Raw genomic sequence first — 13,031 nt, 5'->3', positions numbered from 1 at the left:
TCCTGTTTTCAAGCAGCTCGGGGTTGTGGGCGCGCTGGCGAATGGTCGAAGATCGTTACTTGCTCAAAACACATTGTGTTGCGCCCCGATGCTTTCGCTTCGTAGAGCAGTTGGTCGGCGCGGGCATACAGATCGTCAAACGCGACCAGCGCAGCCGAATTGCTTGGCCAGGTCACAATTCCCATACTTGCGGTGACAGGACGATCTAGTCCAGCGACATCGGCGGCAACACGCATCGGTACCGCTTGGCGTAAAGCTTCAAGCCGATTTACGGCATCGCGCCCCCTCATCAGAACCACGAATTCTTCGCCGCCTAGTCTAAGGGCAATCGTGTCGCGATCCCCTTCTGCGCCTATCGCTTTCGCACACGCAACTAGAGTGGCATCGCCTATTTGGTGGCCATATTTGTCGTTGATGTCCTTGAACCGATCGAGATCAAGCAGGGCGAATGTATCGAAGCCTTTCGACCTGAGCGCGTCAAACCGTCGGTCAAGTCCGCGGCGATTTAAAAGGCCAGTGAGCGGATCACGCTGAGCGACTGTTTCGAGCACGCCCACCTCTTTGTTGGCCCGGTCACGATCTTGCCTGAGTGTGAAGAAGCGTCGGACCACGCCCATTCCGGTCGCTGCAATTTCGATGAATGTCGCGACTAAGAGCATGCCATTGGCATCGATGACCGGCACGTTTGGAAGCGCGAAACTGAAGACCCTGATCATTGCGACCAAGAGCAAAGGGCTAATGCCAATTATGAGGTAGCGCGCGCTATGACTGCCATTTCGCAGCGCCGCGATTAACAAGGCGAGCACTGCGAGACCGAGCGGTGCGCCCGATAGAAAGAACACGGTTGCGGGCCATTTGCCCAGCGCCTCAATACCCGCAATGTGAACGGCTGACGCCAAGGTGAAAAAGGCTGTCAGCCAGAGAACCGCCTTAGCCAGTCGATCAGAGCGTTTATCCGGCTCGATGAAGCGCAAAGTGAACATTATGCCTGTCACAACCATCAGATTGAAACTGCCGATAGTGACAAAACGAACCATTGGTAATTGCAGGTCTAGGAAAGCGGAATAGAGCCCAAAGCCGCAGAACAGCTGCATCACCAGACTGCCGACAAAGACAGCATGCCAAATCATAAAGCGCTCCCGCAGAACCGGGTAGAAGATGCAGTCAAAGAAAATGGGCATCAGCATCATGCCTGTGAGGATCGACACCAAGATCAGCAGCGCGACATCGTCTGGACTGGAGCCTGGCAACTTATCCTCAAGCCGCAAATGATCAAATGTGGTCGCCTGTGTTGCGCGATCAACGACAACGAATACGGCGACCGCTTGGCCCTCATATTCAGGAAGCGGAACGGCGAATTGCCTGTCGAAAAAGGTGGCTGAAATATCCTCAAACTTGTGGTGATCCCATACGAGTCCGTCGCCCGTCTGCACCCCAACGCTCATGGCTCCAAACTTGGCAGTGCGGCTAATGACAAACTCAGGTGATTGACCCTGATCGACAGTGATCCTCACCATGTTGTGCTCGCGATCAAGTTCTATTCGGTCGTAGCCACATTCCAACTTGGCGGGGTCGAAAGCGTGGATCGCGGTGTTTGATTGCGCAGTTAGGGGAGTACAGACCGAGCGTTCACCGGCAAACGCATTGCTGGCAGGCAGAAATAGGCAAGCAAAAACAACTGCCCATACCGCGAATAGCCGCGGCAGCCTGACGCTCGCTTCGAAACCCATCTCGCCGCCTTACAGGCCAAGCATTAGATATGCGTTAAGCACGCGAAGGCGGGCATACTGCGGTTATCCAATTCATGCAGGAGTTCGTTGCGTCACGGCTGTGTCATAGAATTGATCTAAGACTACGCGCTTGAAATCTGACGGGATCAAAATGTCGACAACCAAATCACTTTCGCGCCTGCTTGGCATTGCAACGCTTTCAGCCACTGTCGCTTTGGCCGGATGCGACGTTGGAGGCGGCGGTGGATCGCGCGATTGGGTGCGCGCAGTGGGTTCGTCGACCGTGCTGCCCTTTGCCAAGCAAGTGTCTGAAAGTTACTCGCGCTCAAACCCAGGTCGACGCGCGCCTTTGATCGAATCAACCGGTACAGGCGGTGGAATGCAGCTATTTTGCGCGGGCATCGGTGCAGATACCCCCGACATGGCCAATGCCTCGCGCCGGATGAAGGTCTCTGAATTCGACAAGTGCCAGGCCAATGGCGTCACAGACATTATCGAGATTCAGGTCGGACTGGACGGCATTGCCATTGCGTCGGCCCAAGGTGGCATCATGCTCGATCTGTCGCCTCGTATTGTTTACGAAGCTCTGGCAGCCAGCCCCTATGGCGGTGAACAGACGAATGAGACTTGGTCGGATGTCGATCCCTCTCTGCCTGACAAGCCTATCCTGGTCTATGGCCCGCCCAGCACATCAGGAACACGTGACGCTTTTAAAGAGCTGGTGCTCGAGGTGGGATGTGACACCAACGCCGAAATGAAGGCGCTCAAGGACAGCGACAAGGATCGCCATGCAGAGCTTTGCACACAAGTGCGCTCTGACGGGGCCTTCGTTGATTTGGGTGAACAAGACAATCTGACTGTCCAAAAGATTGAGAGCAATTCAGACGCGGTTGGCATCTTTGGTTTCTCCTATCTCGATGAGAATGCCGATAAAGTGCAGGGCCTGCCCATGAACGGCGTGGCTGCGACCTATGAGAACATCTCAAACTTCTCTTATCCCGGTGCGCGTCCGCTCTACGTCTACGTCAAGAAAGCGCATATGCGCGCGATCCCAGGTCTCAACGATTTCATGCAGGAATGGATTCGGTCATGGGGCGAAGGCGGTCCTTTGGCCTCAATCGGCATGGTCGCATCGCCCGCGGAGGCTATGGCCCTGAACGAACGGCGCATAAACGAGCAGCTGACGCTCACTCGCGCTGATTTGACGGGTGAGGCACCTGCTGAAGCTCCTGTCGAACAAGTGGCGGCTGAGTAGCTACGCGATTTAAAGCGGGTTGCCGTCCTGATCGCGGAAGATTTCGCGGCGGCCAACATGGTTTGCGGGGCCAACAAGACCTTCGCTTTCCATTCGCTCAATCCATTTGGCAGCGGTGTTGTAGCCGACGCCCATTTGGCGCTGCAGCCATGAACCGGACGCCTTTTGGTTTTCGATCACGATCTGACAGGCCTGACGGTATTTGCGCTCATCAGGATTGTCTGAGGCGGTGAACTCGTCTTCAAAATTGAAGCCGCCGCCATCTTCGGGTTCTTCGGTGACGGCATCGACATATTCAGGCGACCCCTGCGCGCGCCAGAAGTCTGCCACTGCTTCAACCTCTTCATCCGACACAAATGGCCCATGCACGCGCACCGTCGCGCCGGTATTTGGCTTATAGAGCATGTCGCCCTTGCCCAGCAGCTGCTCTGCGCCTTGCTCACCCAGAATGGTGCGGCTGTCGATCCGGCTGGTGACTTTAAAGCTGATCCGGGTTGGCAGGTTCGCCTTGATCACACCGGTGATAACGTCGACCGATGGGCGCTGTGTTGCCATGATCAGATGAATACCGGCTGCGCGCGATTTCTGGCTGAGGCGCTGGATCAGAACTTCGATTTCCTTGCCCACTGTGACCATCAAATCGGCGAGCTCATCGACGATCAGAACGATCTGCGGCAGCGGTTCGTAATCGAGCTGTTCTTCTTCGTAGAGCTGCTCCCCCGTGTCAGGATCGAAGCCGGTTTGCACGCGGCGGCCCAGCGGCTTGCCCTTGGCGATGGCGGTGCGGACTTTCTCATTGAAGGAATTGATGTTGCGTGAATTCACGGAAGACATCATCCGATAGCGCTTCTCCATCTCTTCCACCGCCCATTTGAGCGCGCGTACGGATTTATGCGGCTCTGTCACCACGGGTGAGAGGAGGTGGGGGATGTCGTCATAACTCTTCAGCTCAAGCACCTTGGGATCGATCAGGATCAGGCGGCACTCAGCGGGTGTGAAGTGATAGAGCAGCGACAAAAGTATGCAGTTGAGGCCAACCGATTTACCCGAACCGGTGGTCCCTGCGACCAGCAAGTGCGGCATGGCAGCAAGGTCAGCGATGATCGGCTCGCCCGCAATATCCTTACCCAAGATGATTGGCAGATTGCCCTTATTCTCGGCAAAGTCCGCTGATGCGGCGAGCTCTTTGAGCATCACCACTTGGCGGTCTTTATTGGGCAGTTCGATCCCCATCACCGTCTTTCCGGGAATGGGGGAGACGCGCGCAGAGATCGCGCTCATATTGCGCGCAATGTCTTCGGCAAGGCCCACGACGCGGCTTGCTTTGATACCCGGTGCCGGTTCCAGTTCGTACATGGTCACGACCGGGCCGGTGCGAACGGCAGTGATCTCACCTTTCACATTGAAATCATCGAGCACATTTTCGAGCAACCGCGCATTGCGTTCGAGCGCCAGCTTATCGAGCTTGGGCGCGTTGTCCTCTGGCGGGTTGGCCAGCAGGTCAAGGCTGGGCAGATCAAACGTCGCGAACATATCGCGCTGGTTCTTCTTGGCAGGCTCTGCCCGCTTTGGCGGTGCGGAAGGATCGCTGATCTCAGGCGCGCGGCGCGGTGCCGGTTCTGCTGGCGCTTCGATTTTAGTCTTGGAGCTTCGGCGCGCTTTGGTCGCAGGTGCCTCGATCGGATCATCGCCGACAAAGGTCAGCGCAGGCTCGCGCTTGCCAAACGGCAGTTTGGACAGGATCGCGCCGCCAATCGCGCTGTTCGTGACGAAGTTTGGCAGGGTGAGCAGCACCCGCCAGTCGATCGCAAAGACGCGCGTTGCAAGCGCAGTTCCGCCAGCAAGGCAAAGCAAAGCGGCAACAAGGATAATCCATCCCGATGCCCCGCCGCCAAATCTATTTGCGACCGCTTCAATGCCGATTGCCCCTAAGAGACCTGAAACCCCGCCCAATTGCGCAGGAAGCGTCCCGCCAGAGCGGTCAAAGGTAAGCGACAAGACAGTGCCAAACAGCATGATGGCAATGAGCAAAAGCCCGGTTGGCAGCCACCAGCTGGTGTTCTCTGAACGCTCAACATCATCATCAAGCTCCACCGCGCGCCACAATTTGCGCGCTGAAACATAGAGGAGTGGGAGCAACAAAATACCGGGCAGGCCAAAGGCGAACAGCACGCGGTCAGACGCCCAGGCGCCCCAACTGCCCATCCAATTGCTCACCTGCGCAGGGTTCGCTGCGGTCGATGGGCTGGGATCGGTTTGGGTGTAACTCGCCAAGGCGAGGCCTAAGAAGATCATCGACACCAGCAACACGCCCGCGCCGGTCATTTGCGCCGCGCGCCGGATAGATCTGCGCAGGCCAATGCGCCAGTCAGCTTGGGTGTTACGAGTGCTCATTGCACGAGACGCCACTTATGGTCCTCCTAGGTGAGAACACACCATGAATCCTCAGCAGACTCCGGTCAAGCAGAAGGCGTCTGTTTGTTGGCCTCAAGCGCCGGCGCTCGCATCCGCTCGCTTAGCTATCCTCACTCACGCGACCTGGCGGCCGCATCGCTGCGGGGGGCGGTTGCCCTTGCGGCCCTGCGGGCTGTTCTTGCCTAGCTGAGGCCGTCAATTGCCGCCCATCTGTCCCATTGCAGCACCCGCGCTCGTACCTCGTTCATGCCACCAAGAGCGATAACGGGGGCGGCACAGCGTGCTGCAAGTAAGCGGAAACGAGCAGGGCCAAGGGTCGCTGAGCCGGGATGCGACTGGGTCGGGAATACCGGCGATAGGAGCACCGCATCGGCACCAAAACGGTTCGCAAGGCCGATCTCATGCAGATCATGCGCGGTTGCCAAATGCAGCAGGCCATGACGCCGGGGCAATAACGAGCGAGGTGCTCCATAGATACCGTCCGCACCCCATTCCTTCGCGGTAATCGCGCTATCGGCAAGGATCACCAGATGCCCCAGCCTCTTGGCGATGATGCGAAGTACACGAAACCGCTCCCACCTTGCAGGATCGCTCAGGTAATAGTGGCGGTAGATAAACCCGCTTTGCGCCGGGAGCGACTTGAGCGCGCGTTCCAGCGCAGCATCGTTGCGCTCGTCGGAGATCAACCATCGGTTCGGCAATGGAGTTGCAAGGGGCGTTGAAATGTCCACGCGCCCGCTATAGCGGGGCTGATATGGAAAGTGCAGCCACTCTTCTCGCCGATGTCAAAGCCAATATTGCACGCATGTGCAAACCAGCGCGGCGCGAGCCTAAAGATGTGACGCTGATCGCGGTCAGTAAAACTCATCCGGCAGAGCGGATCACTCCGCTGCTGGAAGTGGGGCACCGCGTATTTGGTGAAAACCGCGTGCAGGAAGCGCAAGGCAAATGGCCCGCTTTGCGCGAGCAATATCCTGATGCCGAGCTGCACCTGATCGGCCAACTGCAATCGAACAAGGCCGAAGAAGCGGTTGAGCTGTTTGACGTGATCCACTCGCTCGACCGGCCCAGCTTGCTCAAATCTCTCGCTAAGGCAATGGACAAGGCGGATGCGCGCGTGCCCTGCTTTGTACAGGTCAATATTGGCGATGAGGAGCAAAAGGGCGGCTGCCCGATAAGCGAATTGCCCGCGTTTTTGGAGAAAGTGCGCAATGCCGATATTCCAATTGCTGGCCTCATGTGTCTCCCCCCTGCGGACACCGAAGCCGCACCGTTCTTCGCATTCCTAGCCAAACTCGCGCAGGATAACGGCGTAGAAGGTCTCTCCATGGGGATGAGCGGCGATTATGAAACCGCCGTCCAATTGGGCGCAACCCATATTCGCGTAGGCACAGCCTTGTTCGGAGCGCGGGGCGGGTAGTGCTCTCACCTGAAGAGTTTGAACAGAGCTGGGTGGAGCGATTGTCCGGCGTGGCGCTAGTGCTGTTTCGCCATTCATCACCTGCCGTGGATGCGTTTATCCATTCTGCTATCGCCGATGCTTTTGTGAAGTCTCACGGCCTCACGCCAATCGGGTTCAACTGGGAATTGCTGGATGCGACGGCGGGTGTTGATACGCCTCGTTCCGCCTTGGGCGAGCTCACAAAGGCTTTAAGCCACGATATCGCCAATCCAAGCACACCTTGGTTGGCGGCAGATGAGGCGCATCGGTGCGCCAACGACTTTCTCAGCCTGTTCTCGCCTGATGCCTGCACCATCGTCTCCAATCGCTATGATGGTTTGTGGAACCCGATTGCTGGGGGAGCGGTGGAGTGGGGGTTTGTGGGCTTCGATCACAACCGCATCGCATTGCTGCTGCTGGTCGCCAAGTAAGCCCTCAAATGAAAAGGGCGCCCTGTTTCCAGAACGCCCCTTCCTTAGTCGATATGGGTTCAACCGGTCTTAAAACTCACTCGTCAGACCAACGGTGAACAGCGCCCCGCGCGGATCGTGGACCCGGCTGTCAAAGCCGCCATTGGTCGCAACGCGCGGTGGCAATTCGTTGAACACGTTACGCGCACCAACGGTCAGCTGGATCAGCTTATCGCGGTCAAAGAATTCGTTGATCGCAACGCTGTACTGAATGTCCACGCGGAAATCGCTGCCGATATCTGCGCCGCCATTTTGATCGTCCAGATAGCTGTCAATGTAACGGCCAAAGACGTTCAATGAGTGAGGGCCTGCTTCGACTTGCAAGCCAGCGTTGAAGCGCAGTTCAGGCGTTGGTGAACCGAAGTTCGTGAAGTTGCGGTTGCCCGCCCCATCAATCGTCGGGCCGCCAGCGGTTGTCTGCAGGTCATATTCGAAGACATAGTTGCCCTCGAAGCTCGGCGTGATCGTGCCGAAGCCTGCATCGATACGATAGCGGACCGAGAAATCGACGCCCGATGTCGCAACGCTAGCTGCGTTCACGTAAGAGTTATTGACCTGAATGATCGTGCCAGCGGGGCTCCGAATGATGTCAGGGCCGTTTGGATCGGCATCGACGATCGCTTGCGGTGCGGTTTGTACAATCGCATCTTCAAATTCGAAGTTGTAATAGTCTGCGCTGATTTCGAAGCCGCTGATCGGTTCGAGGGTGAAGCCCAGATTATACGCGGTCGAATCTTCAGGAACGAGGTTGGGGTTGCCCACGGCGCGAACCGCGACAAAGGCATTGGCCCCGCCATTGTTCGGGTCAGAGACCTGTTGCAGCGTGGTCGACTGACCCTGAAGCTGGAAGGTCGAAGGCGCACGGAACGAGGTCGAATACGACCCGCGCAATGACAGCCAATCGGTCGGACGCAGCAGCAAAGCCGCTTTTGGATCGACGGTGCTGCCACCCTGGCTGCCATAATCCTCATAACGCACAGCCAGTTGCAGATCAGCGAAATCAGCCAGAGGCACATTCAATTCGCCGAAGACCGCATAAACATCCTGACCACCATCAAAGGCCTGCTCACCGATCAGGAAGGCAAATCCGTCGTTTGACGTGATGTCATCAAAGCTCGCTGAGATCCGCTGGTCACGATATTGCGCGCCAATGGCGATGCCTACTGGGCCAGAGGGAAGCTCAAACAGATCGCCAGAGACAAACCCTTCGAGCACGAACAATTCAGCCTCGCGGTTCGAGACCGAGAACTCAGTGATGTAGTCGAGCAGCCCGGCATTGGTGTTGGTGCCGCCTGCCAGCGCTGATGCGAATGGATTGAAGAACGTACCATCACCCGGAATCACTGCACCATTGGCCGTCAGGAACGGGTTGCTGGCAGTACAATCAAGGCCAGTTGCCGCGTTGAAAGCGGGGTTGGCATTGAAACCACGCAGGGCGCAAGCGAAACGATCGCGGACGGTGTCTTCAGTCCGAGCGGTGAAGTCATTGTCGGCAAAAGTCATGCTGACGTTCCACAGACCGTTTGCGAGCAGACTGTCAAAGTCGCCTTCAAGCGTGCTTGAAATCCGAAGCGTTTCAGATTCGAACGATGCGGGTGACACTTCGCCGCCCGTACCGCTGGCACGGCCAAAGAATGTGACATTGGCGCCAAAGATATTGTTCGGGTTGAAGTCCGGAACAATAGCTTGGCCCAGCTGCAAGAACGGGAATGTTGGCGAGTTGCCGCGTACCGCTTCGTTGTCAGCATAGCTGATCTCTGCGCTGAAACGCACGCTGTCAGACAGGTCTGCATTGGCAGAAACAAAAGCGGTTAGACGCTGTTCGTCTGGCACGAGGTTGAAGAACTCACCAAAGTCGAAACGGCAAAGGCCCACATCGGGCACGCCGGCTGGCGTGGCGGAGATCACATCGGCAATACCACCTGCATCCGCGCAACCCGGGTCAAGCACAGGTGCGCTGGCTGGGAAGCCGGGGACGCCGAAGAATGAACCGGGATTGCCCAGTGCAGACGTGTCATCACCAAAGAATGTTGGCGTGCCATCGGCGGCAAACTCTGGCCCACGCGACAGGCGACGTTCTGCCGTCGTCAGCGCAGAGCGATCAACATAGCTGATCGCGCCGAGCAGGTTGAGGTCGCCGAAATTGAGGCCACCCATCGCTTGAATGTTGTATTCTGAATAGTCGCCAAAGCCGAGATGCTCGGTATACTCGCCCGATACGACGATACCGTCATAGCTGTCGCGGGTGATGAAGTTCACCACACCTGCAACCGCGTCTGAACCGTATAGCGAGGATGCGCCGTCTTTCAGAATTTCAACACGCTCAACCGCAATCAGCGGAACGAGTGATGACGTATCGACAAAGTTGATCCCGTCATTGGTTGGGGCAGCTGACAAAGTCTGGCGCTTGCCGTCCAGCAGGATCAGCGTTGATGCAACGCCAAGGCCGCGAAGGTTGATGTTCGAGGTGCCAGTGGTGCCGCCTTGGGTAAAGGCGTCAGGGTTGTTTTGCGCGCCGCTATTGATGGTCAGCGTCTGCGTGATCTCACCAATGTTCTGCGCTCCAATGTCAGCAATGGCTTCTGCGCCCACTGTTGCAAGCGGAGATGCGAGGTCAGCCTGAGATTGGCGACGAATGCGCGAACCGGTCACAAGGATCTGGTTTCCGCCTTCTTCGGCTGTTTCGTCAACCGGGCCAGCGTCTTGCGCATGGGCGGCAAACGGCAATGAGGCGGCCGAGCAAAGGAGGACGGCTGCACAGGCACGCATGCCTGTACGTGAGGGGGTAAGGGTCTTCATTCTTTCTCTCTCCCTGAGTGAAGTGTCACAATGACTAGAAAATAGGTTCAGGTCGCGCAACTTATTTTGCTGCTTATCGACGAATCTGGCAGGAGCATCTGCAAAAGGGAAGCGTCTTATGCGTTTTCGTGTTCGCGCTGGCGCTTGTCGCTGGCAGCGGCGAGCAACTCGCTTTCAATTTCAGCGAGGCGATCAGGCGTGGTCACTTTGGCGCCTGTTAAGTCAGTCACATAAAATGTGTCAGCCACGCTTTCTCCGTAGGCAGTGATGTGTGCTGACTGCACAATCAAGTTGGCCTTATAGAGTGCATGAGCGAGCCGGTTCAGCAGAGCAGGCCGGTCGCGCGCGCTCACCTCGATTACCGTGAAGTGATTGGAGGCCGCATTGTCGAAATTCACCGTGGGCGAGATGTCGAACGCTTTTGAACGCGAATGCGGCAACGGGCGCGCGGCGAGTTTTGGAACGAGTTCTACATTGGCCGCCAGCGCGTCTTTCACGCCCCTCTTTAGCCGCGCGATTTGCGCCTCTTCGCTAAAGGGTTCTCCGCGCAAATCCTGTACGAGGAAATTGTCGATCGCGTAGCCGTTCTTCGCTGTGTGAATGCGGGCATCAATAATGTTCGCGCCTGCCAAATGCATGCCGCCTGCCATGCGATAGAACAGGCCGGGGTGGTCAGGCGCGATCACACTTACCAAAGTGGCACCGCGTTCTTCATCGACTTCGCAATGGATGGAAAGGCGATCATCGATCCGCTGTGCTTCCTCATATTGCAGGAGGTTTTTGGCGATGATGTCTTCAGGCTCAGCGATCCAATAAGCATCGGCCAGAAGCGTGCCCACGCTCTCCACCAATTGCGAGTTTGTGCCCAAAAGCTCTGCAACATCGACCTTCTTGGCCTTCACCCGCTCAGTGCGGCCCGTGCGTTTGTGACCCAGGCGAAGGCGCTCTTGGGCGGCATCATATAACTCACCCAGCAGCTGGCCTTTCCAGCTGTTCCAGGTGCCCGGTCCAACCGCGCGAATATCGACGGCGGTCAGAATGGCGAGATTGCGCAGGCGGTCCACCGTCTTCACCTCAGCCACGAAATCTTCGATAGTCTTCGGATCGGTGAGGTCACGTTTTTGCGCGGTTGAGCTCATCAAAAGGTGCTGCAGCACTAACCACGCCACCAGTTCGGTTTCTTTCTCATCAAGGCCAAAACGCGGGCACAGCTTTCGTGCGACATCCGCTCCTAAGACCGAATGGTCACCTCCGCGTCCCTTGGCGATATCGTGAAGCAACACGGCCACGAAGAGAGCACGTCGCGATGCGACCCGGTGGATTTGCTTGGTGGCGCGTGGGTGGTCTGCCTCGAGCAATCCCCGCTCAATCTGGCTGAGCAGGCCAATGGCGCGGATCGTATGCTCATCCACGGTGTAGTGATGATACATATCGAACTGCATCTGCGCATTCACTCGGCCAAAATCGGGAACGAAACGGCCAAAAACGCCCGCCTCATTCATCCAGCGAAGCGCGGTTTCCGGATCGTTGCGCCCGCCCAATAGCTCAAGGAAGAGAGCATTGGCGCGCGGATCTTTGCGCACTTCGCGGTCGATCAGTTTTGTGTCGCGGCCAGCCTGCCGCATGGTCTCAGGATGAACCTCCATCCCTTCAGCCTCTGCGATCTGGAACACTTCGATCAGACGGACCGGATCGTCTTTGAACCAATTGTCGTTGGGCGCTTTTAGCCGACCGCCTTCGACCAGATAGTTTTTCAGGAAACGCGGCTTGCTTTTCCAACCTGCGAAAAAACCACTCCGCGAACGTTTCTTGGCCAGCTCATTATCAAGGTGCGAGAGGAAAACCCCGGTGAGGCTACCCACGCGTTTGGCTTGCAGAAAGTAGAATTGCATGAACCGTTCGACCGCGCTTTTGCCGGGCCTGTCAGCAAAGTTCATGCGCTCTGCGACTTGGCGTTGCAGGTCGAATGTCAGTCGATCTTCCGCCCGTCCGGTGAGCACATGCATATGGCACCTTGTGGCGAGCAAGAACCCCTCTGCTCGGCGGAAACTGCGATATTCGGCGCGGGTCAAAAGGCCGACATCAACCAGCTGTGCGGCGCTATCGACGCGGTGCGAGAACTTACCAATCCAGTACAAAGTCTGGAGGTCGCGCAGGCCTCCTTTGCCGTCTTTTACATTGGGTTCAACGACATAGCGGCTGTCGCCCATGCGCTTGTGCCGGGCGTTGCGTTCGCCCAGTTTCTGTTTGAGGAAATCGGCCTCATTGCCCTTTGCAACCTCGCTCCAAAACCGAGCGCGCAATTCCTCATAGACATCTTGATCGCCCCATACGAAGCGGCTTTCGAGCAATGCAGTACGGATCGTCAGATCCTCTTTCGCCATGCGCATTGTATCGGCGATGGAGCGGCTGGAATGGCCGACCTGAAGGCCCAGATCCCACATCAGATAAAGCATCGCCTCGATCACCTGCTCGCACCAGGCGGACATTCTCATGGGCGTGATAAAGGCGATATCGACATCGGAGTTCGGCGCCATTTCTGCGCGGCCATAACCGCCCACAGCCAGCACGGCGAGGCGTTCGGCGGTGGTTCGATTGCGCGCAGGATATGCGTGCGTGGTCACATAGTCATGGATCACGCGCACCAATTGATCGGTGAGGAAGGCGTAGCCGAGCGTGATCTCATGACCCGCAGAGGGCTTTTCTGAAAGACGGCTTTCTAGCTCTGTACGGCCCGCAGCCAATGCGTCTTGCAACAGCCCAAGCACATCTGCGCGTGCGCTGTCACCTTGCTCTTCGGCTAGCACGCTGATTGCACTCGACAAGTCGCGCCGATTGATGATCGAACGCTGACGCGGAACGCGGCGACTGGGTAGGCTCCAGTCTGTCATGCCGCGTTTCCTTTCATTGGTGTGTCTAGA

8 protein-coding genes are annotated in these 13,031 nt (G+C 57.1%); 3 read left to right on the top strand and 5 right to left on the bottom strand.

The features are described from left to right. Window positions 1-8 precede the first annotated feature (8 nt). Complete coding sequence (locus AC0V6N_RS12665; RefSeq protein ID WP_486171906.1) at window positions 9-1,730, bottom strand: sensor domain-containing diguanylate cyclase; 1,722 nt, start codon at window positions 1,728-1,730, stop codon at window positions 9-11. A 151-nt stretch (window positions 1,731-1,881) separates the two neighbouring features. Between AC0V6N_RS12665 and AC0V6N_RS12660 the strand changes: the two genes are divergently transcribed. After that, window positions 1,882-2,985 (top strand): substrate-binding domain-containing protein, encoded by a 1,104-nt coding sequence (locus AC0V6N_RS12660; protein WP_486171905.1) that lies wholly within the window; start codon window positions 1,882-1,884, stop codon window positions 2,983-2,985. A gap of 9 nt (window positions 2,986-2,994) precedes the next feature. Here the strand turns inward: AC0V6N_RS12660 and AC0V6N_RS12655 are convergent, their stop codons facing one another. Both AC0V6N_RS12655 and AC0V6N_RS12650 read right to left on the bottom strand, forming a co-directional pair. Continuing rightward, window positions 2,995-5,379, bottom strand: coding sequence for an FtsK/SpoIIIE family DNA translocase (locus AC0V6N_RS12655; RefSeq protein ID WP_486171904.1), 2,385 nt, complete (start codon window positions 5,377-5,379; stop codon window positions 2,995-2,997). A gap of 203 nt (window positions 5,380-5,582) precedes the next feature. Next, window positions 5,583-6,131, bottom strand: a complete 549-nt coding sequence (locus AC0V6N_RS12650; RefSeq protein ID WP_486171903.1) for a thiamine phosphate synthase — start codon at window positions 6,129-6,131, stop codon at window positions 5,583-5,585. A 23-nt stretch (window positions 6,132-6,154) separates the two neighbouring features. Here AC0V6N_RS12650 and AC0V6N_RS12645 point away from each other — a divergent pair, with 23 nt between their 5' ends. Continuing rightward, complete coding sequence (locus AC0V6N_RS12645; RefSeq protein ID WP_486171902.1) at window positions 6,155-6,820, top strand: YggS family pyridoxal phosphate-dependent enzyme; 666 nt, start codon at window positions 6,155-6,157, stop codon at window positions 6,818-6,820. Then, complete coding sequence (locus AC0V6N_RS12640; protein WP_486171901.1) at window positions 6,820-7,272, top strand: hypothetical protein; 453 nt, start codon at window positions 6,820-6,822, stop codon at window positions 7,270-7,272. The genes AC0V6N_RS12645 and AC0V6N_RS12640 overlap by 1 nt, the downstream gene beginning before the upstream one ends. Window positions 7,273-7,341: 69 nt before the next feature. Here the strand turns inward: AC0V6N_RS12640 and AC0V6N_RS12635 are convergent, their stop codons facing one another. Further along, window positions 7,342-10,110, bottom strand: a complete 2,769-nt coding sequence (locus tag AC0V6N_RS12635) for a TonB-dependent receptor domain-containing protein (protein ID WP_486171900.1) — start codon at window positions 10,108-10,110, stop codon at window positions 7,342-7,344. Window positions 10,111-10,226: 116 nt separating this feature from the next. Continuing rightward, window positions 10,227-13,001: a [protein-PII] uridylyltransferase gene (locus tag AC0V6N_RS12630; RefSeq protein ID WP_486171899.1), complete on the bottom strand. Its 2,775-nt coding sequence runs from the start codon at window positions 12,999-13,001 to the stop codon at window positions 10,227-10,229. Window positions 13,002-13,031 lie beyond the last annotated feature (30 nt).

The sequence above is a fragment of the Erythrobacter sp. S57(2025) genome, from assembly GCF_057365055.1.
This window is presented reverse-complemented; position numbering and strand designations above follow the sequence as displayed.

Excerpts from the sequence above, each read along its gene's own strand:
- AC0V6N_RS12655 (WP_486171904.1), bottom strand. The coding sequence starts at position 5,379 with ATGAGCACTCGTAACACCCAAGCTGACTGGCGCATTGGCCTGCGCAGA.
- AC0V6N_RS12660 (WP_486171905.1), top strand. The coding sequence starts at position 1,882 with ATGTCGACAACCAAATCACTTTCGCGCCTGCTTGGCATTGCAACGCTT.
- AC0V6N_RS12635 (WP_486171900.1), bottom strand. The coding sequence starts at position 10,110 with ATGAAGACCCTTACCCCCTCACGTACAGGCATGCGTGCCTGTGCAGCC.
- AC0V6N_RS12645 (WP_486171902.1), top strand. The coding sequence starts at position 6,155 with ATGGAAAGTGCAGCCACTCTTCTCGCCGATGTCAAAGCCAATATTGCA.
- AC0V6N_RS12630 (WP_486171899.1), bottom strand. The coding sequence starts at position 13,001 with ATGACAGACTGGAGCCTACCCAGTCGCCGCGTTCCGCGTCAGCGTTCG.
- AC0V6N_RS12665 (WP_486171906.1), bottom strand. The coding sequence starts at position 1,730 with ATGGGTTTCGAAGCGAGCGTCAGGCTGCCGCGGCTATTCGCGGTATGG.